General features: G+C 70.5%; 15 protein-coding genes. 8 read left to right on the forward strand and 7 right to left on the reverse strand.

Annotated elements, in window-relative coordinates; genetic code table 11:
• Positions 1-79 precede the first annotated feature (79 nt).
• Entirely contained in the window at positions 80-1,477 is a 1,398-nt protein-coding gene (locus ABTZ59_RS26625) for a GH1 family beta-glucosidase (RefSeq protein ID WP_351417489.1), read from the forward strand.
• 131 nt (positions 1,478-1,608) lie between these two features.
• Here ABTZ59_RS26625 and ABTZ59_RS26630 read toward each other — a convergent pair whose 3' ends face one another.
• The 3 genes from ABTZ59_RS26630 to ABTZ59_RS26640 all read right to left on the reverse strand — a co-directional run bounded on the left by ABTZ59_RS26630 (position 1,609) and on the right by ABTZ59_RS26640 (position 6,446).
• The gene (locus ABTZ59_RS26630; RefSeq protein WP_351417495.1) at positions 1,609-3,813 is read right to left on the reverse strand and encodes a 3-hydroxyacyl-CoA dehydrogenase NAD-binding domain-containing protein; all 2,205 of its coding nucleotides are present in this window, start codon (positions 3,811-3,813) and stop codon (positions 1,609-1,611) included.
• Between the two features lie 97 nt (positions 3,814-3,910).
• Positions 3,911-5,125, reverse strand: coding sequence for an acetyl-CoA C-acetyltransferase (locus ABTZ59_RS26635; protein ID WP_351417500.1), 1,215 nt, complete (start codon positions 5,123-5,125; stop codon positions 3,911-3,913).
• A 136-nt stretch (positions 5,126-5,261) separates the two neighbouring features.
• Entirely contained in the window at positions 5,262-6,446 is a 1,185-nt protein-coding gene (locus ABTZ59_RS26640; RefSeq protein WP_351417505.1) for a CaiB/BaiF CoA transferase family protein, read from the reverse strand.
• Positions 6,447-6,678: 232 nt separating this feature from the next.
• Between ABTZ59_RS26640 and ABTZ59_RS26645 the strand changes: the two genes are divergently transcribed.
• A complete protein-coding gene (locus ABTZ59_RS26645) occupies positions 6,679-7,887 on the forward strand; it encodes a saccharopine dehydrogenase family protein (RefSeq protein ID WP_351417511.1) in 1,209 nt (402 codons plus the stop codon).
• Positions 7,888-8,071: 184 nt separating this feature from the next.
• On the opposite strand, the gene ABTZ59_RS26650 is transcribed toward ABTZ59_RS26645, so the two are convergent.
• Entirely contained in the window at positions 8,072-8,752 is a 681-nt protein-coding gene (locus ABTZ59_RS26650) for an endonuclease V (RefSeq protein ID WP_351417514.1), read from the reverse strand.
• 252 nt (positions 8,753-9,004) lie between these two features.
• On the opposite strand from ABTZ59_RS26650, the gene ssgD reads away from it, so the two are divergent.
• From ssgD to ABTZ59_RS26670, 4 genes are all read left to right on the forward strand, one after another.
• Complete coding sequence (ssgD, locus tag ABTZ59_RS26655) at positions 9,005-9,421, forward strand: spore wall synthesis regulator SsgD (RefSeq protein ID WP_351417520.1); 417 nt, start codon at positions 9,005-9,007, stop codon at positions 9,419-9,421.
• A 325-nt stretch (positions 9,422-9,746) separates the two neighbouring features.
• Positions 9,747-11,387, forward strand: a complete 1,641-nt coding sequence (locus ABTZ59_RS26660; protein ID WP_351417525.1) for an ABC-F family ATP-binding cassette domain-containing protein — start codon at positions 9,747-9,749, stop codon at positions 11,385-11,387.
• Positions 11,388-11,637: 250 nt separating this feature from the next.
• Positions 11,638-13,911: an ATP-binding cassette domain-containing protein gene (locus ABTZ59_RS26665; protein ID WP_351417529.1), complete on the forward strand. Its 2,274-nt coding sequence runs from the start codon at positions 11,638-11,640 to the stop codon at positions 13,909-13,911.
• Between the two features lie 341 nt (positions 13,912-14,252).
• Positions 14,253-15,227 carry an acyl-ACP desaturase gene (locus ABTZ59_RS26670; RefSeq protein WP_351417534.1) on the forward strand — a complete coding sequence of 325 codons (975 nt, stop codon included), beginning with the start codon at positions 14,253-14,255 and terminating at the stop codon, positions 15,225-15,227.
• Positions 15,228-15,404: 177 nt separating this feature from the next.
• On the opposite strand, the gene ABTZ59_RS26675 is transcribed toward ABTZ59_RS26670, so the two are convergent.
• Positions 15,405-15,710, reverse strand: coding sequence for a WhiB family transcriptional regulator (locus tag ABTZ59_RS26675; RefSeq protein WP_351417539.1), 306 nt, complete (start codon positions 15,708-15,710; stop codon positions 15,405-15,407).
• A 95-nt stretch (positions 15,711-15,805) separates the two neighbouring features.
• The gene (locus tag ABTZ59_RS26680; RefSeq protein WP_351417541.1) at positions 15,806-16,603 is read right to left on the reverse strand and encodes a VOC family protein; all 798 of its coding nucleotides are present in this window, start codon (positions 16,601-16,603) and stop codon (positions 15,806-15,808) included.
• Positions 16,604-16,727: 124 nt separating this feature from the next.
• Between ABTZ59_RS26680 and ABTZ59_RS26685 the strand changes: the two genes are divergently transcribed.
• Positions 16,728-17,495, forward strand: coding sequence for a TetR/AcrR family transcriptional regulator (locus ABTZ59_RS26685; RefSeq protein ID WP_351417544.1), 768 nt, complete (start codon positions 16,728-16,730; stop codon positions 17,493-17,495).
• Positions 17,496-17,525: 30 nt separating this feature from the next.
• Here the strand turns inward: ABTZ59_RS26685 and ABTZ59_RS26690 are convergent, their stop codons facing one another.
• Positions 17,526-18,479 (reverse strand): alpha/beta fold hydrolase, encoded by a 954-nt coding sequence (locus ABTZ59_RS26690; RefSeq protein WP_351417549.1) that lies wholly within the window; start codon positions 18,477-18,479, stop codon positions 17,526-17,528.
• Between the two features lie 203 nt (positions 18,480-18,682).
• On the opposite strand from ABTZ59_RS26690, the gene ABTZ59_RS26695 reads away from it, so the two are divergent.
• Positions 18,683-20,899, forward strand: a complete 2,217-nt coding sequence (locus ABTZ59_RS26695; RefSeq protein WP_351417554.1) for a DEAD/DEAH box helicase — start codon at positions 18,683-18,685, stop codon at positions 20,897-20,899.
• Positions 20,900-21,081: the final 182 nt, after the last annotated feature.

Below are 21,081 nucleotides of genomic sequence, written 5' to 3' on the forward strand. Positions count from 1 at the left end.
TCCGCACGCGCCCGTACGAGCCCCCTCTCCGCTGCCTCTCCCCCCTTGTTCTGTCTCATCTCACGGGAGTTCCTGCCATATGACCGCTGTCGACGCACGTCCCCAGACCACCGCGGAGTCGCGATTCCCTCCCGGTTTCCGCTGGGGTACCGCCACCGCCGCGTACCAGATCGAGGGGGCCGCCGCCGAGGACGGCCGTACCCCGTCCATCTGGGACACCTTCAGCCGCGCTCCCGGCCGGGTCCGCAACGGTGACACCGGCGATATCGCCGCCGACCACTATCACCGGATGGACGAGGACGTCGCACTGCTGAAGGAGCTGGGGGTGACGGACTACCGCTTCTCGGTGTCCTGGCCGCGCGTCCAGCCGACCGGGCGCGGCCCGGCCGTACAGCGTGGCCTGGACTTCTACCGGCGGCTGGTGGACGCGCTGCTGGCGGCGGGCATCCGGCCGGTCGCCACGCTCTACCACTGGGATCTGCCCCAGGAACTGGAGGACGCGGGCGGCTGGCCGCAACGCGACACAGCGGCGCGGTTCGCGGAGTACGCGAAAACGGTCGCCGAGGCCCTGGGCGACCGGGTGGCCACCTGGACCACCCTCAACGAGCCGTGGTGCGCGGCGTTCCTGGGGTACGGCTCCGGTGTCCATGCCCCGGGCCGTACGGATCCGGTCGCCGCGCTGCGCGCCGCCCACCACTTCAATCTCGCCCATGGCCTGGCCACCCGCGCGCTGCGCGACGCGCTGCCCAGGAAGTCCGAGATCTCGCTGACCCTCAATCTGCACGCCGTCCGGCCGCTGACGGAGTCGGCGGCCGATCTCGACGCGGTGCGCCGGATCGATGCCGTCGGGAACCGGATCTTCCTCGATCCGGTGTTCCACGGGCGGCTGCCCGCGGATCTGGTCGAGGACACCACCGCGCTGACGGACTGGGCGTTCGTCCGGGACGGCGATCTGGCGGTCGCCGCCACGCCCATCGACTCGCTGGGGATCAACTACTACTCCCCCACGGTCGTCGCGGCCGGTTCCTGCGACACCCCGTCACCGTGGCCGGGCGCCCAGGGGCATGTACGGTTCGTCCCCGCGCCGGGACCGCGTACCGCGATGGACTGGCCGGTCGACGCGGACGGACTGTACGAACTGCTCACGCGGCTGCGGGACGAACTGCCCGACACCCCGCTGATGGTCACCGAGAACGGCGCGGCGTACGACGACTACGCGGATCCGTCCGGCGCGGTGCACGACCCCGAGCGGGTGGCCTATCTGCGGGCCCATCTCCACGCCGTCCACCGCGCGATCGCGGACGGCGCGAAGGTGCGCGGCTATTTCCTCTGGTCGCTGCTGGACAACTTCGAGTGGGCGTACGGCTACAGCAAACGGTTCGGCATCGTCCACGTGGACTTCGCAACCCAGCGCCGTACGGTCAAGGACAGCGCGCGCTGGTACGCGGGGGTCATCGGCCGGGGCGCTCTGGACTAGGTCCTGTCCGACCGGACAGGACCTAAGGGCTGTGCGGGACGGGACAGGGGCCCGCCACGGCAACGGCACTGCCCCGGTCCGATCCCGCGCTCCGGCCAAGGACGCATCCGATCGGACCGGGGCCGTGAAACTCAGGCGTGGTCGGCGAACACCTCGCCCTTCGCCGCCTTCTCGACCAGCAGCGCGGGCGGCTCGAAGCGGGCGCCGTACCGCCGCGCCAGCTCTCGGGCGCGGGCCACGAAACCGGGCAGGCCGCCCTCGTACCCGTTGATGTACTGGAGCACTCCGCCCGTCCAGGCCGGGAAGCCGATGCCCATGATGGAGCCGATATTGGCGTCGGCCACCGAGGTCAGGACGTTCTCCTCCAGACAGCGGACGGAGTCCAGCGCCTCGGAGAAGAGCATCCGCTCCTTCATGTCGAGGAACGGAACCTCCGTGCGGGCCTCGCCTGTCGGAGTGCCGAAGTGCTCGCGCAGGCCCGGCCAGAGGCGGGTCCGCCTGCCGTTCTCGTCGTACTCGTAGAAGCCCGCGCCCCCGGCGCGTCCGGGCCGGCCGAACTCGTCCACCATCCGGTCGATGACCGTGTCCGCCGGGTGCGCGGTCCAGGTGCCGCCAGTCTCCTCGACCGCGCGCCGCGCCTCGTTCCGGATCTTCCTGGGCAGGGTGAGCGTCAGCTCGTCCATCAGCGAGAGCACCTTGGCGGGGTAGCCGGCCTGCGCGGCGGCCTGTTCGACCGAGGCGGGTTCGACACCCTCGCCGACCAGCGCCACGCCCTCGTTGATGAACTGCCCGATCACCCGCGAGGTGAAGAAGCCGCGCGCGTCATTGACCACGATCGGGGTCTTCCTGATCGCACGCACCAGATCGAACGCGCGGGCCAGCGCCTCGTCCCCGGTCCGCTCGCCCTTGATGATCTCCACAAGCGGCATCTTGTCGACCGGCGAGAAGAAGTGCAGCCCGATGAAGTCGGCGGGCCGGGAGACGCCCTCGGCGAGCACGGTGATGGGCAGGGTGGAGGTGTTGGAGCAGAGCAGCGCGTCGGGCTCGACAATGTCCTGGATCTCCTGGAACACCTTGTGCTTGAGCGCGGTGTCCTCGAAGACCGCCTCGATCACCGCGTCGCATCCGGCGAGGTCGGCGGGGTCGCCGGTCGGGGTGATACGGGCGAGCAGCGCGTCCCGCTCGGCCTCGGTCTTACGGCCCCGGGAGAGCGCCTTGGCGAGCAGTTTCTCGGAGTACGCCTTCCCTTTCGCGGCGGCTTCCGCCGAGACGTCCTTCAGCACGACGTCGAGTCCGGCGCGTGCGCAGGAGTACGCGATGCCCGCGCCCATCATCCCCGCGCCGAGGACCGCGACCTTGCGGATCTCGCGCGGTGCGATGCCCTGGGGGCGGCTTGCGCCCGAGTTGACGGCCTGGAGGTCGAAGAAGAACGCCTGGATCATGTTCTTGGCGGTCTGGCCGGTGACCAGTTCGGTGAAGTAGCGGGCCTCGATGGTCTGAGCGGTCTCGAAGTCGACCTGGGAGCCCTCGACGGCCGCCGCGAGGATATTGCGCGGCGCCGGGTAAGGGGCGCCCGCCGTCTGCTTCTTCAGGTTGGCGGGGAACGCGGGCAGATTGGCGGCGAAGCGCGGGCTGGACGGCGTACCGCCGGGGATCTTGTAGCCCTTGACGTCCCACGGCTGGGACGACTCGGGGTGGGTGTCGATGAAGGCACGGGCACGGGCGAGCATGTCGTCGGCGGTGGCGGCGACCTCATGGACGAGCCCGTTCTCCAGGGCGCGCGCCGGGGTGTACTGGGTGCCCTGGAGCAGCACCTTGAGCAGCGCGTCCGCGACGCCCATCAGCCGTACGGTACGGGTGACCCCGCCGCCCGCGGGCAGCAGTCCGAGCGTCACCTCGGGCAGCCCGATCCTGGAGCCGGGCGCGTCCAGGGCGATCCGATGGTGGCAGGCGAGCGCGATCTCGTAACCGCCGCCCAGAGCCGCGCCGTTGAGGGCCGCGACCACGGGCTTGCCGAGGGTTTCGATACGGCGCAGGGCGCGCTTGACGGCCAGGCTGCCCTCGAAGACCTGCTCGGCGTCGGCGGGACCGAGCTTGATCATGTCCTTGAGGTCGCCGCCCGCGAAGAAGGTCTTCTTCGCGGAGGTGATGATGATGCCGCGGATGCTGTCCTGCTCGGCCTCCACGCGGTCGGCGATCGCCGCGATGGACCGCCGGAAGGCCTGGTTCATGGTGTTGGCGGACTGGACGGGGTCGTCGAGGACGAGGGTGACGACGCCTGTCCCGTCCTGCTCCCAGCGAATCGCCGGGGAGGCAGGGGTGGTGGACTCGCTCATGCTGCTGCTCCGTATCGGGGAAATCCGGACGGGGGTCCAGGAGGGGGAATCCGGGGGAACCGGGCGGGGTCCGGGAGTTGGCCGGAGGCACGGGCCGTCAGAGCCGTTCCACGATGGTGGCGACCCCCATACCGCCGCCGACGCAGAGCGTGGCCAGGCCGTACCGCTTGTCCTGGCGCTCCAGTTCGTCCACGAGAGTGCCGAGGATCATCGCGCCGGTGGCCCCCAGCGGATGGCCGAGCGCGATGGCGCCGCCGTTGACATTGACCTTGTCCAGCGAGAGGCCCATCTCCTCGACGAAGCGCAGGACGACCGCCGCGAAGGCTTCGTTGATCTCGACGAGGTCGATGTCCTCGATGGTCAGCCCGGCCTTGGCGAGCGCCTTGCGGCTGGCGGGAGCGGGGCCGGTCAGCATGATGGTCGGCTCGGAACCGGAGACGGCCGCGGAGACGATCCGGGCGCGGGGCGTGAGTCCCTGACGTTCGCCGGTCTCGCGGGAGCCGATGACGACCAGGGCCGCGCCGTCCACGATGCCGGACGAGTTGCCCGCGTGATGGACATGGTCGATCTGCTCGACCCAGTGGTACTTCTGGAGGACGACGGCGTCGAAGCCGCCCTTGTCCCCGATTCCGGCGAACGACGGTTTCAGCGCGGCGAGCGTGTCGGCGGTGGTGCCGGGGCGCATGTGCTCGTCGTGGTCGAGGACAGTGAGGCCGTTGCGGTCGAGGACCGGCACGACCGAGCGTTCGAAGCGGCCCTCCTTCCACGCGGTGGCCGCCCGTTCCTGGGACAGCGCGGCGAACTCGTCCACATCGCGCCTGCTGAAGCCGCCGAGGGTGGCGATCAGGTCGGCGCCGACGCCCTGCGGGGCGAAGCCCGTCCGGAAGCTGGTCATCGGGTCCATGGCCCAGGCGCCGCCGTCGGAGCCCATCGGCACCCGCGACATCGACTCCACGCCGCCCGCGAGGATCAGGTCCTCCCAGCCGGAGCGGATCTTGGCGGCGGCCAGATTGACGGCTTCCAGCCCGGAGGCGCAGAAGCGGTTCTCCTGGACGCCCGCGACGGAGTCGGGCAGTCCGGCGGCGACGGCCGCGATCCGAGCGATGTCCGAGCCCTGGTCGCCGAGCGGGCTCACCACACCGAGGACGATGTCGTCGATCGCCGCCGGATCGAGTCCGGGCAAGCGGCGGCGCAACTCATGGATCAGTCCGACGACGAGATCGATCGGCTTCGTGCCGTGCAGGGCGCCATTGGCCTTGCCGCGGCCGCGCGGGGTGCGGATCGCGTCGTAGACGAACGCTTCGGTACTCACGGCGACTGCCTTTCGGGAGGAGGAGGAGCGAAACGATGGGGATGAGGAGAGGATCGAGCGGCCGATGATCTCCTTGGCCAGGAAGGTACGGACGGTCGCGCCGACGCGTCGTGCCCGGCGGCGAAGATCTGGCGCTTCAACTCGGCTGCCCTCCTTGCCTGTTCTCCGTGACTGGGCTGTTGTCCGTGACTGGGCTGTTCCCCGTGGCACCTGCGGGCAGATCCCAGTCGCGGGCCACCTCGGCGGTGTCCGCGCCGGGCCGCGCGGGCGCGTGGCGCACCGACCCGGGAGTGACGGAGAACCGCGGCGCGGGCGCGGGCTGGGTGAGTCCCGCGTGGTGGGTGAAGGTGCCGCGGGCCGCCAGATGCGGGTGGGCCGGGGCCTCGCGCAGGGAGAGCACCGGCGCGACACACGCGTCGGAGCCCTCGAAGACCGCTGTCCACTCCTCCCGGGTCTTCGTTCTGAACCGGGCGGCGACCGCCTCGCGCAGTTCGTCCCAGCGCCCGAAGTCCTTGCGCGACGGGAGCTCTTCGGCGATGCCGAGCAGTTCCACGAACTCGTTGTAGAACCGCTGCTCCAGCGCGCCGACCGCCATGTACTCACCGTCGGCGGTCTCGTACGTACCGTAGAACGGACTTCCCCCGTCGAGCAGATTGGCGCCTCGCCGGTCCTGCCAGCCACCCGCGCCCATCATCGCGTGGATCATGGTGGTGAGATGGGCGGTGCCGTCGACGATCGCCGCGTCCACCACCTGTCCCGCGCCGTCGGGCGTACGCGCGTGCTGGAGCGCGGCGAGGACCCCGATGACCAGATAGAGCGCGCCGCCCGCGTAGTCGCCGAGGAGATTCGCCGGGAGCGCGGGGGGCTCCCCGGCCGTGCCGATCATGGAGAGCGCTCCGCTGACGGCGATATACCCGATGTCGTGCCCGGCGCGCTCGGCGAGCGGTCCGTCCTGGCCCCACCCGGTCATCCGCCCGTACACCAGCCGCGGATTGCGGTCCAGGCACTCCCGCGGGCCGACACCGAGGCGCTCGGCGACCCCCGGCCGGTATCCCTCGATGAGTACGTCCGCGCGCTCGGCCAGATCGAGGACACGGGCCGCGCCGTCCTCGGTCTTGAGGTCGATCAGCACGGACCGCTTGTTGCGGTTGGTCAGGTCGTACGCCGGATCGATGCCGAGGCCCGCGCCGCCCGGACGGTCGACCCGTACGACATCGGCGCCGAGATCGGCGAGGGTCATCGCGGCGAAGGGGCCGGGGCCGATACCGGCCAGCTCGACCACGCGTACGCCCGTCAGCGGACCATTTCCTGCGGCTGCCATCCGGCTCCCATCCGGCTCCCGACACTGGGTGACACACCTGGTGAAACACCAGCGATGCCAAGAACGCGTCCCGCTCGGCACAACCCCTCGGGCCGAGCAAGCGCTTAGTTCTCACTGTCGAGCCTATGCCGACCCGACCGGTTCCGCGATGCGCGTTCCCGACTCCGTCCCCGGGATCTCACGCTAGCCTCGGCCACCGGCAATGGCGCGGGGCGGAACGGCGGAGGACTCAATGGCCAGGACGAACGGGACGGAGCGCCCCTACGACATCGTGCTCTTCGGGGCGACGGGCTTCGTGGGGACGCTGACCGCGGAGTATCTCGCGGCCCACGCCCCCGAGAACTGCCGCTGGGCCATCGCCGGGCGCGATCAGGCCCGGCTGGAGCGGCTGCGGGAACGGCTCACCGCGCTCAATCCGGGGTGCGCCGTGCTCCCCGTACTGCGGGCCGACGCGGCGGACCCCGACTCGCTGCGAGCCCTCGCCGAGTCCACCCGCGTCGTCGCGTCGACCGTCGGGCCGTATATCTGGTACGGCGAGAGGCTTGTGGCGGAGTGCGCGGAGGCGGGGACCGACTACGCCGACCTGTGCGGCGAGCCCGAGTTCCTGGACCTGATGTATCTGCGTTACGACGTCCGCGCCCGGGAGACCGGGGCACGGCTCGTGCACGCCTGCGGCTTCGACGCGATCCCCAGCGATCTGGGCGCGTACTTCACCGTCCAGCACCTGCCGGAGGACGTACCGCTGCGCGTGGACGCGTTCGTACGTTCCAACGCCCTCTTCTCCGGCGGAACACTCGCCAGCGTGCTGACGGCCATGAGCCGTGGCCGGCAGTCGCTGCACGCCGCCCGGGAGCGGCGGCTGCACGAGCCGAGGCTGGTCGACCGCCGCGCGCGGGGGTCCCTCGGCGCCCCGCACTTCAGTCGGGAGACCGGGTACTGGGCGCTGCCGCTGCCGACGCTCGACGCACAGGTGGTGGCGCGCTCGGCGGCGGCGCTGCCGCGCTACGGCCCCGATTTCCGCTACCGGCACTTCGCCGGGGTGAAGACACTGCCGGTGGCGCTCGGCGGCAGCGCGGCGGCCGGGGTGGGCGTAGCCCTGGCCCAACTGCCCTCGGTCCGGAGGTGGTTGACGGGACGATTCGAGTCGGGCAGCGGCCCCGACCTCGAACGCAGGCGAGCGAGCACCTTCTCGCTCCGCCTGGTGGGCACGGGCGGCGGACACCGGGTCTTCGCCGAGGTCTCGGGCGGCGACCCCGGCTATGACGAGTCGGCGAAGATGCTGGCCGAGTCGGCGCTCTCGCTCGCCATGGACGAGCTGCCGGCCACCGCGGGCCAGGTGACCCCGGCGGTGGCGATGGGCGACGCGCTGCTGGGGCGGCTGCGGGCGGCGGGGCTGGGGTTCAGGATCGTGGACGCGCGGGAGCTGGACGCGGCCGGCTGAGCCCTGGTGGGACGGTCGGGGTCAGTCGGCGGGGCTGGGGTCCGTGACCGGGGCTGGGGTGCGTCGGGGGGCTGGGGTCCGTCGGCGGGACTGGGGTCCGGCTGGGCGGCCCGGCCCCTCGGGGGCGGCGCGGTCCGCCGGGGGCGACGCGGTCCGTCGGGGGCGGCGCGGCCGGGGAACTGCCTCAGTCGGTTGTCTCCCGCAGCGCGCGGCGGCAGAGCGCGTCGGCCCGCCGGGTGGACTCGGGAAGGCGGTAGTGGGGTGTCAGCCGCAAGGTGTGCGCGCAGGCGTTGGCGAGGCCGACGCGGTGGCCGACCGAGACGAACACCGGCTTGACGCCCTCCCGCGTGCGCAGCGCCCGCCCCACCTCCTCGCCGTCGTCGGCCAGCAGCGGTGAGGAGTCACCGCGCCGGCCGCCCGGCTGCTGGTACGAGAAGGTGAACGGGTTCTTGGCCACACCGATCACCGGGAGGCCGGTGAGCACCCCGAGATGCGCGGCGAGCCCGAAGCGCCGCGGATGGGCCAGGCCGTAGCCGTCGCAGACGATGAGGCCGGGCTCCGAGGTGAGCGCTTCGAGGGCGGCCAGGACGGTGGGGATCTCCCGGAAGGCGAGCAGTCCGGGCACGTACGGGAAGGCGACCGTGCCGACGGCGGTGGCCTCCTCGACGACGGCGAGGGTGGCGGCGTCGAGCACGACGGCCGCGGCGGCGACGACATCGCGCTCGTCGTCGTACGCCACATCCACCCCCGTCACCAGCCCGGTCCCGGGCGGCGGCCCCGGCTCGTCCCGTACGACCAGGCCGCGCAGCTCGTCCTGGATGGCACGGGCCTCGGTCTCGTCCTCGGGCGTTCTGATCATCTTCATGACCAACACACAGTAGGCCCTGACACCTCCCGCCTGGCACGCGACGCCTGGCACCGCGAGGCCTGGCGCGCGCTCGGGGCGTTGCCGGGCCCGCCCGGAGTGCGCCCGTCCGGGGGCGGAATCACGCCATGGCGGAGACCGCCGGGGGCACGGTGACACAGCTCACTCCCGTTTTGGAGCACGTATCGAGGCGCTCCACCGTCTTTCCCATAGAAGAAGACCTCATCCAGGTCCGACGAAGGGGAGCAGGCCATGACGCTCGTCATTGAACAGGCCGTACAGGCCCGGCTGGTCGCGTCCGCTCCCCGGCTGGAGACCGTACCCGCGACCCTGCGCTACGACCGGGCGGACCCCTTCGCCGTACGGATGGCGTTCCCGCCCCCGGCGACGCTGGAGGGCACCGAGGTGACCTGGGAGTTCTCCCGTGAGCTCTTGGCGAAGGGCATGACCGAGCCCGTCGGGATCGGGGACGTACGGGTGCGGCCCTTCGGGTACGGCCGTACGGTGCTGGAGTTCCACGCTCCCGAGGGCACCGCGATGGTCCATCTGCGCACCGCCGAGCTGCGGCGTTTCCTGGAGCGTTCCGAGGATCTCGTCCCGGTCGGCCGCGAGCATCTCCACCTCGATCTCGACCACGATCTGACCGAGCTGCTGCGCGACGCCTGCTGAGCCCGCCCGCCCCAGTCCCCGCGCCGCGTCCGCGTCCGAGTCCGTCCGGCGCGCCCACACCCACTCCGCCGTAATCGCGTTGACCACACCCCGGACCCTCCCTACGGTGGGTCGTGGTCCTGTTGTCGCCGATTGGAGTAGGACGTTGCTCGTCTGAGGTCCTGAGACACCGCTGCCGCACAGCCTCCGCCGGTTCTTCCGGCCGTTGTGCGTCTCGTGTGTGACCTCGGCCGCCGAGCCGTCCTCCGACCGGGATCCTCCGTCTCGCGGTGTCTCCATCCGTTGCCCCGTACGCCTGACTTCCCCGCGACGACCGGAGACCTCCATGTCCAACACTCCCACGTTCATCACCTGCGCCGCCCTCTCGTTCACCTGGCCCGACGGGACCGGTGTGTTCGATGATCTCCAGCTGGCCGTAGGCCCCGGCAGAACCGGCCTGATCGGCCTCAACGGATCAGGAAAATCAACGCTGTTGCGGCTCATCGCGGGCGAACTCACCCCGGTCGAGGGCACGATCAAGGTGGCCGGCGAGATCGGTCATCTGCCGCAGACCGTGGTGCTCGACACCGCGCTGCGGGTGGACGAGGCCCTTGGTATCGCGGCGACCCGCGGCGCGCTGCACGCCATCGAGTCGGGCGACGCGAGCGAGGAGCACTTCACCATCGTCGGCGACGACTGGGACGTCGAGGAGCGGGCCCATGCCACCCTCGCTCAGCTCGGCCTCGGGCATCTCGGCCTCGACCGGACCATCGGCGAGATGTCGGGCGGCGAGTGCGTGCTGCTCCGGCTGGCCGCGCTGCTGCTGGCCGGGCCCGCGGTGCTGCTGCTCGACGAGCCGACCAACAACCTCGATCTGCACGCGCGGCGGCGGCTGTACGACGCGGTCGACACCTGGTCCGGTGTGATGGTCGTGGTCAGCCATGACCGCGAACTGCTGGAACGCGTCGACCAGATCGCGGATCTCCGGGACGGCGAAGTGCGGTGGTACGGCGGCAACTACACGGCCTACGAGGACGCGCTCGCCCAGGAACAGGAGGCGGCCGAACGCATGGTGCGGGTCGCGGAGGCCGACGTACAGCGACAGAAGCGCGAACTGGCCGAAGCCCAGCAGAAGTTGGCCAAGCGCGTGCGCTACGGCCAGAAGATGTACGACACCAAGCGGGAGCCCCGGGCCGTCATGAGGATGCGCAAGCGCACCGCCCAGGAGTCCGCGGGCAAGCACCGCGTCATGCACACCGAGCGGCTGGCCGAGGCGAGGGAGCGCCTGGACGAGGCGGTGGACGCGGTACGGGACGACGACGAGATCCGTATCGAGCTGCCGCACACCACGGTCCATCCCGGCCGAGCCGTGCTCACCCTGCGCGAGCTGCGACTGCCGTACGGGGCCGAGGCCAAGGGGGAGTTCGAGATCCGCGGCCCCGAGCGGATCGCGCTCGTCGGCCGGAACGGCTCGGGCAAAACCACACTGCTGCGTACGGTCGCCGGGGAGCTGGAGCCGGTCGCCGGTGAGGCGCTGACCCATGTCCCCTCGCGCTTTCTGCCTCAGCGGCTGGATGTCCTCGATGACGCGCTGAGCGTGGTGGACAACGTGGCGCGGTTCGCGCCCGGGGCGACGAACAACATGATCCGGGCGCGGCTGGCACGCTTCCTGTTCCGGGGCGCGCGTGCCGACCAGCCGGCCGGGACGCTCTCGGGCGGGGAGCGCTTCCGGGCCTCGCTCGCCGCGCTGCTGCTCGCGGAGCCGGCGCCGCGGCTGCTGATGCTGGACGAGCCGACGAACAACCTCGACATGGCGGGCGTGCGCCGGCTCACGGCCGCCCTGGAGTCGTACGCGGGCGCGCTGATCGTGGTGAGCCATGATGTGCCGTTCCTGGAGTCGCTCGGCATCACCCGCTGGCTGCTGCTGGACGGGGAGCTGCGCGACACCACCGCCGAGGAGGTACGGGCAGCCGGAACGCGTGGATAAGTGGACTGCCGAGGTGGTGGATTGGCGGAGGGGTGGATTCGCGATGTGAGGGATTGGCGGAGGTGTGGGTTGGCGGCGGAGTGGCGGCGGAGTGGCGGATGGTGGAATGAGCGGAAAGGCGGCCGGGGCACCGGGCACGGCGCCGGGCACCGGGCGCCGGGCACCGGGCGCCGGGCACCGGGCACCGGGCACCGGGCACCGACCGGAAATCCGGACAGAAGATGTCCGGGTTTCCGGTTAGCTTCGGGGCATGCCTCAGAACATCACCATCACGGGAGCCCGCGAGAACAACCTCCGGGACGTGTCCCTCACCATTCCGAAGGGCAAGATCACCGTCTTCACCGGGGTATCGGGGTCGGGCAAGTCCTCGATCGTCTTCGACACCGTCGCGGTGGAGTCGCAGCGCCAACTGAACGAGACGTTCACCTCGTTCATCAGAAGTTTCCTGCCGAAGTACGAGCGCCCGCAGGTCGACGGGATCGACGATCTCTCGGTGGCGGTCGTCGTCGACCAGAAGCCGATCGGCGGCAATGTCCGCTCCACGGTCGGCACGATGACGGACATCTACTCGGTGATCCGGGTGCTGTTCTCGCGCCATGGCGTGCCGAGCGCAGGGGCGGCGACCGCGTACTCCTTCAATGACCCGTCGGGGATGTGCGCGCTCTGTGACGGGGTGGGCCGGGTGGTGGCGCTCGACATCGACCGGGCGATCGACTGGAGCAAATCGCTCGACGAGGGCGCGCTGCTGCTGCCCGGGCTCTCCGTGAACAGCTGGGAGTGGAGTCTGTACGCCGAGTCCGGCCACTTCGACCGGGCGAAGCCGCTCGGCGAGTACACCGACGAGGAGCGCGAACTGCTGCTGCACGGCGGCGACTTCAAGGTCCGGATCGAAGTGAAGTCGGGCGCGGTCGATATGCGGTTCGAGGGAATCGTCTCCCGCTTCACCCGGCTCTTCCTCAACCGTGACACCGCCAATCTCTCCGAGAAGCGCAAGGAGGCGGCGGCGCGCTTCACGGTGGAGCGGCTGTGCGAGGCGTGCGGCGGGGCGCGCCTCAACGAGGCCGCGCTCGCCTCCCGTATCGACGGGCTGAGCATCGCCGATCACACCCGCATGGAGGTCGCCGATCTGGTGGAGGTGCTGGGCCGGATAGCTGATCCCGTGGCGACCCCGATCGCGGCCGCCGCCCGTGAGCGGCTGGAGCGGCTGGTCGGGATCGGGCTCGGCTATCTCAGTCTGGACCGGGAGACCACCACGCTGTCCGGCGGCGAGGGCCAGCGGCTCAAAATGGTGCGCCATCTGGGGAGTTCGCTGACCGGCCTCACCTTCATCTTCGACGAGCCGAGTGTGGGACTGCATCCGCGCGATGTCGGCCGACTGAACGATCTGCTGGTACGGCTGCGCGACAAGGGCAATACGGTGCTGGTGGTGGAGCACGACCCGGATGTGATGGCGATCGCGGACCATATCGTCGACATGGGTCCGAAGGCCGGGACGGACGGCGGCCGGATCGTCTACGAGGGCCCGGTGGACCGGCTCCGGGACGCCGATACGCTCACCGGCCGCTGTCTGCGCCGCCGTACACCCGTCAAGGAGTCGTTCCGCTCCCCCGCCGACTGGCTTCCGGTGACCGGCGCGGCGCTGCACAACCTCAAGGGCATCGACGTACGGTTCCCGACCGGCGTGCTCACGGCCGTGACCGGGGTGGCGGGATCCGGGAAGTCGACACTGATCTCGGAGGTGTTCACCGCGGCGTACCCGGAGGCGATCGTCATCGACCAGGGCGCCATCACCGCCTCGTCCCGCTCCACCCCCGCCTCGTATCTCGGCGTCATGGACACCATCCGCAAGATCTTCGCCAAGGAGAACGGGGTCGCGCCGGGGCTGTTCAGCTTCAACTCCTCGGGTGCTTGCGGGGAGTGCTCGGGACGCGGGCTGATCTACACCGATCTCGCCTTCATGGACCCGGTGACCACCACCTGCCACGTCTGCGAGGGACGGCGCTTCCACGACGAGGTGCTGCGGCATACGGTGCGGGGCCGCTCCATCGTCGACGTACTGGACATGACGGCGGCGGTGGCCATGGAGTTCTTCACGGACAAGGCGCTGCTGCGGAAGCTGCGTACGCTCAACGACGTCGGGCTGACCTATCTCACCCTCGGCCAGCCGCTCAGCTCGCTCTCGGGCGGCGAGCGCCAGCGCATCAAGCTGGCGACGCAACTGCACCGCACGGGCAGTGTGTACGTACTCGACGAACCGACCACGGGGCTGCACATGGCGGACGTGGACACACTGGTGACACTGCTGGACCGGCTGGTCGACGCCGGGAACTCGGTGATCTGCGTCGAGCACAACATGGATGTGGTCAAGCGGGCGGACTGGGTGATCGATCTCGGTCCCGACGGCGGCAAGCACGGCGGAGAGATCGTCTTCGAGGGCACTCCGCGGCAGTTGCTCGATCACCCCAAGTCCTTCACCGCCGAGTATCTGCGCAGGGAGCAGGAGCGAGCCCCTCTCCCGGCCTGAGCGGGCGCGAGCCGGCTCCGCTGGGCGCGAGCCGGCTCCAGTGGGCAGGGGCCGGGTCCAACGGGCAGGGGTCGGCTCCAGCGGGCAGGGGTCGGCTCCGGTGGGCATGGCGGGTCATGATGAGCGGGCTCGTACCGGTCGATATCAGCGAGTACGAGAGACTCGAAGGGGGCGTGACGTGTCTCTCTGTGTGCCGTCAAGACCTTTCCGACCTGCGCGCATGACCGAGCGTAGGGATGTCCGACGTCAGCGGGCTTGGCCTTCGCCTTACCGGGGCCTTAACCTACGGTGTCGTAACCTACGAACCCGTAGGTAAACCTCCCGTCCCCCCTGGAGTACCCGTGTCGATCACCTCTCCCCACCTCGGCAGTTCGGACGCGTGGACTGACGCCCGGCTGCTGTACGCGCTGGAAGAGGTGGTCGAGAAGGAGCTCAACCGCCATCTCAAAGTCGCCAAGGACTGGATGCCGCACGAGTACGTGCCGTGGTCCAACGGCCGCAACTTCCCCGGCATCTTCGAGAACGGCGAGGCGTGGAGCCCCGAGCAGTCGAAGGTCACCGACATAGGCAAGATCGCGCTCGTGGTCAATCTACTGACCGAGGACAACCTCCCCAGCTACCACCACGAGATCGCGAGTCTCTTCGGCCGCGACGGGGCCTGGGGCACCTGGGTGCACCGCTGGACCGCGGAAGAGGGCCGGCACGGCATCGTGATGCGGGACTATCTGCTCACCTCGCGGGCCGTGGACCCGGACAAGCTGGAGCAGTTCCGGATGGCGCACATGTCGGACGGATTCGAGTCCGACAACCGTCACTCCATGCTGCACTCCGTCGCCTATGTCGCCTTCCAGGAGCTGGCGACCCGGGTCTCGCACCGCAACACCGGTCACCAGTCGGGCGACCCGGTCTGTGACCGGATGCTGGCGCGGATCGCCACCGACGAGAACCTGCACATGGTCTTCTACCGGAATCTGCTGGGCGCGGCCTTCGAGATCGCCCCGGATCTGACCATGCGGTCCGTCCGCGATGTCGTCGTGAACTTCCGGATGCCCGGACACGGCATGCCCGGCTTCGAGCGCGCCGCCGCGCAGATGGCCATTGGCGAGATCTACAACATGCGGATCCATCACGACGATGTGCTCCAGCCGGTGCTGCGCTATCTGAAGGTCCTGGAGATCGACGGGCTGGGCCCGGAGGGACTCAAGGCGCAGGAAGAGCTGGGGATGTACATGGGCGGCCTGAACAGCGAGGCGAGCAAGTTCGACGAGAGGCTCGCCGCGCGCAAGGCACGGATGGCGGCGCGCGCCGCCGGCTGATTCCGCCGGCTGATCCCGCCCGGTCGATTTCGTCGGCCAGTTCTGTAGCGGCTGGTGGAGCGGCTGCCCTCACCCCACATCGTCGCCGTCGTCGAGTTCTTCGGCGGCGGCGACGATCCGCTCGGACGCGCCCGGGTCGAGGCGCCCGGTTCACGCGCCTGGGTTCACGCGCCCGGTTCAGCCTCTGTGGAGGCCGGCCGCGTCTCGCCGGAGGTTCTGCCGCTCCTTCTCCGAGAGACCACCCCAGACGCCGAATCGCTCGTCATTGGCGAGCGCGTACTGGAGGCAGGCCACCCTGCCCTCGCAGGCTCCGCAGAGCCGCTTCGCCTCCCGGGTGGAGGAGCCGGGGGCGGGGAAGAAGAATTCCGGCCCGGTCTGGGCACACAACGCGCTCTCCTGCCAGGAGAGTTCGTGCTCACCCCGGTCGGTCGCGTCCTTCGTGTCGGTCGTGCTGGTGGTGATGTCGGTGATGTTGATCGGCATGCCGGACACGCTGCCCGGCCGCGATAAACAAGTCATTGACGAAGCGTCAACGACTCGGCGGGGCGGCGGAGGACCGAGCGTCTCCCGCGCCGCCGTCAGCCGGCCTGGTCCACGCCCTGCATCACCGCGAACCTCGTCCCGGAGGGATCGGCGAGCTTCGCGAACCGTCCGACGCCCTCGATATCGGTCGGCGCCACCCGGACCGTACCGCCCAGCTTCCGCGCGGCAGTCACAGAAGCGTCGCAGTCCGTGACCGCAAAGTACAGGAGCCAGTACGGGCCCGTGTCGGCCTCCGCCGGATCGGTGCCGAGCGGCACGAAGCCGCCGAACATCCCCTCGGTGCCCTGGCCCGCCGGATTCACCATCCGGTAGGCGCCGGTTCCGTCGGGCATCGGCATGCTGGTGGTCTCCCAGCCGAAGACCGAGTTGTAGAAGCGGTACGCGGCGTCCTCGTCCGGGGTGTACAGCTCGCCCCAGCAGAGGCTGCCCGGCTCGTCGACGGCGTCCAGCCCCTTGTTCTTGCCCGGCTGCCAGACCGAGAAGCCCGCGCCCGACGGATCGGTGAAGACGGCCATTCTGCCGAGGTCCATCACGTCCATCGGCTCGAAGACAACGGAACCACCGCTCTGCTGAACGGACTTGGCCATGGCGTCGGCGTTGGGCGTCTGGAAGTACAGGGACCACGAAGGCGGTGCCTGGCCGGGCTCCACGGGCATGGCACCGGCCGCTGTCCTGCCGTTCAGCTGGAACAGGCCGTAGCCGCCGGCCTCCGGGCCCGCGGAGACGAAGTCCCAGCCGAAAATACCTTTGTAGAAGGCCGCCGCGCCCTCGATATCGGGGGTGCCGAGGTCGATCCAGACCGGGGAACCAGTGACAAACGGCGTCCTGACCATGGCGCGCTCCTTCAGGAGATCCCATAGCTGTCCACCTCCGAGTCTCCTCCCCGTGCGGTGCCCTCGCATGTGCTGCCGGGCCCGACAGGAGGCCGCACGATCGTGCGTTCAGTAGAGTGGGGGAATGAGCGGCACACGCGGCGACGGACCGACGCGGATGGGTACGGGGAGCCCGACCGGACGCCATGTCGACAGGCGCGCTACGGACGGGCGCGCTACGGACGGGCGCAGTACCGACGGGCGCGTCGAGCGTGGCAATCAGACTCGGCGGCTGGTGCTCGACCGCACGATGGACATCGCGTCGGTCGAGGGGCTGGAAGGGCTCTCCCTCGGCCGTATCGCCACCGAACTGAAGCTGAGCAAGAGCGGTGTCTTCGCCCTCTTCGGCTCGAAGGAGGAACTTCAGCTGGCGACGGTACGGGCGGCCACCGATGTCTACGCCACACATGTCGTCCGCCCGACGCGCGAGTTGCCCCCGGGCGCCGGGCGCGTGTGGGCGCTGTGCCGCAACTGGCTGACGTACTCCTCGACCCGGGTCTTCGCCGGCGGTTGCTTCTTCTACGCCGTCGCCGCCGAATTCGACGCGCGCAGCGGTCCGGTGCACGACGCGATCGCCACCTCGCTGGACGACTGGGTGGGTTATGTGGAGCGCACCATCGAGAAAGCGCGACTCGCCGGGGGCTTCGAGGCCGAACTGGACGTGCCGCAGCTGGCGTTCGAGATCATCGCGCTGATGGAAGCGGCCAACGCCAAGTCCGTACTGCACGGCGACGAGGTCGCGTACGAGAGGGCGGCCCGGGGAATTCTGAACCGGCTGCGCGCCGCCGCGACCGACCCGGCCGCCCTCCCGGGGAGCCCCGACTTCGGCAGGGACACACCGGCGTCCACGTAAGCGCCCGTACGGGCGTCAGGGACGGCCGCGTCAGAGGACGGCTGATCCGGGGCGCGGGGCGGCATCCCGTACGCCCGGCTCGATCCGTCGCTCCGGCGGGGCGGCGTGTTCCCGCTCCTGGTGTACGAAGTCCACGGCGGCGGCGACCACTTCGGGGTCGCCGAGGATCCTCCGGTGGCCGAGCCCCCGGGTCACGACCAGCCGCGCGCCCTCCCCGTACGCGCGGACGAGGGCCCGGGACTGGTCGAGCGGCACCCGGTCGTCGTGCTCGTCGTGGATGAGCAGAACAGGGACGCTGATCTCCTCCGGACGATATGTGGCGCTGAGGCGCCGCCAGATGTCCGGCTCCCCCGGAACCATGACCCGTTCGAGATGGCCGCGCATGTCGCGGGCTATCCGCTCCCGCAGACCGAGCATCGTACGGAACCCGTCGATGATCCAGTCGAATTCGGCGACCCCGCCGATGCCGACCACCCGGCGCGCCTCCACACCGTCACGCAGGGCGAAGAACGTCGCGAGCACACCGAACGAGTGGGCGACGACGGCCTCGAATCGCCCGTGCTCCGCGTGCAATCGACCGATGATCTCCCGGTATTCGATGATCGAGGTGTCACGCCCCGAGGAGGCGCCGTGCGCCGGGGCGTCGAACGCGACCGGGCTGTAGCCCTGTTCGCGCAGCGCCGGAACGAATGCCCCGAGCCGCGAGGCACGTGACTCCCAGCCGTGCACGAGCAGCACGGGACGCGCGCCGTCGCCCCACTGGTGGGTGACGACGGACTTGCCGTTCACGGTGAGCTGCCGTGTCCGGGCGTCGGCGAGCAACTCGCTCTCCCCCGGACGGAGACGGCTGTGGCCGACGGGCCGGAGAGAGACGGCGAAGGCGGCGCGTCCGGCCAGCCTGGGCGCGAGGAGCGAGGTGGTGTTGAGGGTGATGCGCAGGGCGGTACGAGAGACGCTCTGGACGAGCGCGGTCATGGGTGACATGGCCCGGATCTCCTTGATCGGCCGGCGAATGGAGAGATGCTAGCACGATCGTTCGTTTAGTTTTTGATGCAGGAACAGGGGCCAGGAAGCGGAGCACGGGCGCGGTAGCGGGACACGGGCCTGTATGTCCGGTGGGCGTGGGAGCATATGAGCCGGTCAGGTGCGGACAGAGCGGTTCGGTCCGGTATCGGGTGGAGAGGCGTATGAGAGGTGCGGGGGCCACGCCGGGACACGCTCCGGTGACCGCGGGACGACGGGCCGGCGCCGTGCTCGACGCGGCGCTGTCGCTGCTCGACGGCGCGCAACGGCTGCTCGACGACCACGACCGGGCCATCACCGCCGTACGCGACATCCACCGTCCGCTCCAGCGGGAGCTGACGGGCGCGGAGCTCGCCGCGATCCCGGTCTCCCGGCTCAAGGACGTCACCTCCGGGCGGTTACGGCTCGGCGCTCTCGAACAAGCCGGTTTCACCTCGGTGGGCGAGGTGTACGAGGCGGGGCGGCACGCCCTGCGTCAACTGCCCGGCGTCGGCGGGCACACCGCCGACCAGGCGGTGGCCGCCGCCACCCGGATCGCCGAGGCGGTCGGGGAGACCGTCTCCGTACGCATCGACATAGACCACCCGGAGCCGCGCACCACCGCGCTGGTGACCGCCCTGCACCGGCTGGTCGAGGCGGGACCGGGGCTGCGGCGCGCACACGACTCCGCCGAGCGGCTCTCCACGGAGCTGCGCGCACTGCTGCCGGAAGCCGAGCCCACGCGCGGCCGGCTGCGGATGACGCTCATGGGGCGGGAACGGCGGGAGCGGGCTCTCGACGCGGTCGGCCGGATCCGGCAGCGACTCGACGAGGCCGCGGAAGCCGACGTACCGATGCTGTTCGCACAGCTCTCGGTGGATCTGCTGCGGGAGCCGGACTCGGACGTCGAGTGCTGGATCGACTTCGAGCTGCGCTCGGCCGAGTACTACAGCGTGCTCGCGGAGACCACGGGCAGTGCGCCCGATGTCGCCGCGTCCGAGGGGTTCATGCCGTCCGAGATCGCGGGGCGGGTCCGGGCCCAGCAACTGGACGACACCAGACTGCGGGTGTCGCTGCGTGGCTACCAGTCGTTCGGGGCGCGCTTCGCGCTGAGCCAGCGAAGGGTGATCATCGGCGACGAGATGGGGCTCGGCAAGACGGTGCAGGCCATCGCCGCGCTCGCCCATCTCGCGGCGCGCGGCGGCACGCACTTCATGGTGGTGTGCCCCAACAGCGTGCTGATCAACTGGACCCGGGAGATCCGGGCCCGCAGCACCCTGCGGGCGGTTCCGGTGCACGGCCCGGAGCGGCGGGAGGCGTTCACGGAGTGGCGCGAGCGAGGCGGCGTCGCCGTCACCACCTTCGACTCCCTGCATACGCTGCCCCTGGCCGGGGACGCGGAGCCGCGGGCCGAGGCCATGAAGCCGCCGCCCCCGGAGCCCCGGATGCTGGTGGTCGACGAGGCCCACTATGTGAAGAACCCGGACACCCGCAGATCCCGTGCCCTCTCCGGCTGGACGGCACAGGCCGAGCACGTCCTGTTCATGACGGGTACGCCGATGGAGAACCGGGTCGCGGAGTTCCGCAGCCTGGTCCAGCGCCTCCAGCCCGAACTGGCCCCGGCGGTGGAGGGAATCGACGCGGTCGCGGGCTCGCACGCCTTCCGCCGCGCGGTCGCCCCCGCCTATCTGCGCCGCAACCAGCAGGACGTCCTCGCCGAACTGCCCGCGCTGGTACAGGTCGACGAGTGGGAGGAGCTGAGCGCCGGTGATCTGGGGGCCTACCGGGAGGCCGTGGCCTCCGGGCACTTCATGCGGATGCGCCGGGCCGCGTACGCGCGGCCGGAAACCTCGGCGAAGCTCGGGCGGCTGCGGGAGCTGGTGACCGAGGCGGCGGAGAACGAACTGAAGGTCGTCGTCTTCTCGTACTTTCAGGATGTTCTCGCCACGGTCCGAGAAGCCCTGGGCGAGGGGGCATTCGGACCGCTCGCCGGCGATGTGCCGGCGGCGCGCCGCCAGGGGATCGTCGACCACTTCACGGCGGCCCCGGGCCACGCGGTGCTGCTGAGCCAGATCCAGGCGGGCGGCGTCGGGCTCAACATGCAGGCCGCGTCGGTGGTCATCCTCTGCGAACCTCAGGTCAAACCCACCCTGGAACACCAGGCGGTGGCCCGCGCTCACCGCATGGGACAGGTCCGTCCGGTACAGGTCCACCGACTGCTCGCGGTGGACAGCGTGGACCAGCGCCTGCTGGACATCCTCGCGAACAAGAACCGTCTGTTCGACGCGTACGCGAGACGCAGCGACCTGGCGGAGGCGACACCGGACGCGGTCGACGTCTCGGACCGCGACATCGCGCGCAGGATCGTGGAGGAGGAACAGGTGCGGCTGGCGGAGGGGTGAGGGGGTGGGGGGGGGTGGGGGGCGGTGCGAGGGGAAGGTGCGGGTCAGTGCCGAGGGGTAGTCGGGGGCATCCGGGGTCGGTCATGGCGGGTGGGGGCCGCCCCTAGGTTTCAGTTTCGCGGTTGCGGGTTGGGCGTCAAGGGCGCTCCTTCGTCGCGTCGGCTGCGCCGATTCCGCTGCGC

Source organism: Streptomyces sp. NPDC094034, from assembly GCF_040303865.1.
Classification (GTDB): Bacteria; Actinomycetota; Actinomycetes; order Streptomycetales; family Streptomycetaceae; genus Streptomyces.

What these genes read in the sequence shown, in the direction of transcription:
- ABTZ59_RS26645 (WP_351417511.1), top strand. Translation starts at nt 6,679, where the DNA reads ATGGCCAGGACGAACGGGACGGAGCGCCCCTACGACATCGTGCTCTTC.
- ABTZ59_RS26675 (WP_351417539.1), bottom strand. Translation starts at nt 15,710, where the DNA reads ATGCCGATCAACATCACCGACATCACCACCAGCACGACCGACACGAAG.
- ABTZ59_RS26625 (WP_351417489.1), top strand. Translation starts at nt 80, where the DNA reads ATGACCGCTGTCGACGCACGTCCCCAGACCACCGCGGAGTCGCGATTC.
- ABTZ59_RS26680 (WP_351417541.1), bottom strand. Translation starts at nt 16,603, where the DNA reads ATGGTCAGGACGCCGTTTGTCACTGGTTCCCCGGTCTGGATCGACCTC.
- ABTZ59_RS26665 (WP_351417529.1), top strand. Translation starts at nt 11,638, where the DNA reads ATGCCTCAGAACATCACCATCACGGGAGCCCGCGAGAACAACCTCCGG.
- ABTZ59_RS26630 (WP_351417495.1), bottom strand. Translation starts at nt 3,813, where the DNA reads ATGAGCGAGTCCACCACCCCTGCCTCCCCGGCGATTCGCTGGGAGCAG.
- ABTZ59_RS26640 (WP_351417505.1), bottom strand. Translation starts at nt 6,446, where the DNA reads ATGGCAGCCGCAGGAAATGGTCCGCTGACGGGCGTACGCGTGGTCGAG.
- ABTZ59_RS26660 (WP_351417525.1), top strand. Translation starts at nt 9,747, where the DNA reads ATGTCCAACACTCCCACGTTCATCACCTGCGCCGCCCTCTCGTTCACC.
- ABTZ59_RS26690 (WP_351417549.1), bottom strand. Translation starts at nt 18,479, where the DNA reads ATGTCACCCATGACCGCGCTCGTCCAGAGCGTCTCTCGTACCGCCCTG.
- ABTZ59_RS26650 (WP_351417514.1), bottom strand. Translation starts at nt 8,752, where the DNA reads ATGAAGATGATCAGAACGCCCGAGGACGAGACCGAGGCCCGTGCCATC.
- ABTZ59_RS26685 (WP_351417544.1), top strand. Translation starts at nt 16,728, where the DNA reads ATGAGCGGCACACGCGGCGACGGACCGACGCGGATGGGTACGGGGAGC.
- ssgD (WP_351417520.1), top strand. Translation starts at nt 9,005, where the DNA reads ATGACGCTCGTCATTGAACAGGCCGTACAGGCCCGGCTGGTCGCGTCC.
- ABTZ59_RS26695 (WP_351417554.1), top strand. Translation starts at nt 18,683, where the DNA reads ATGAGAGGTGCGGGGGCCACGCCGGGACACGCTCCGGTGACCGCGGGA.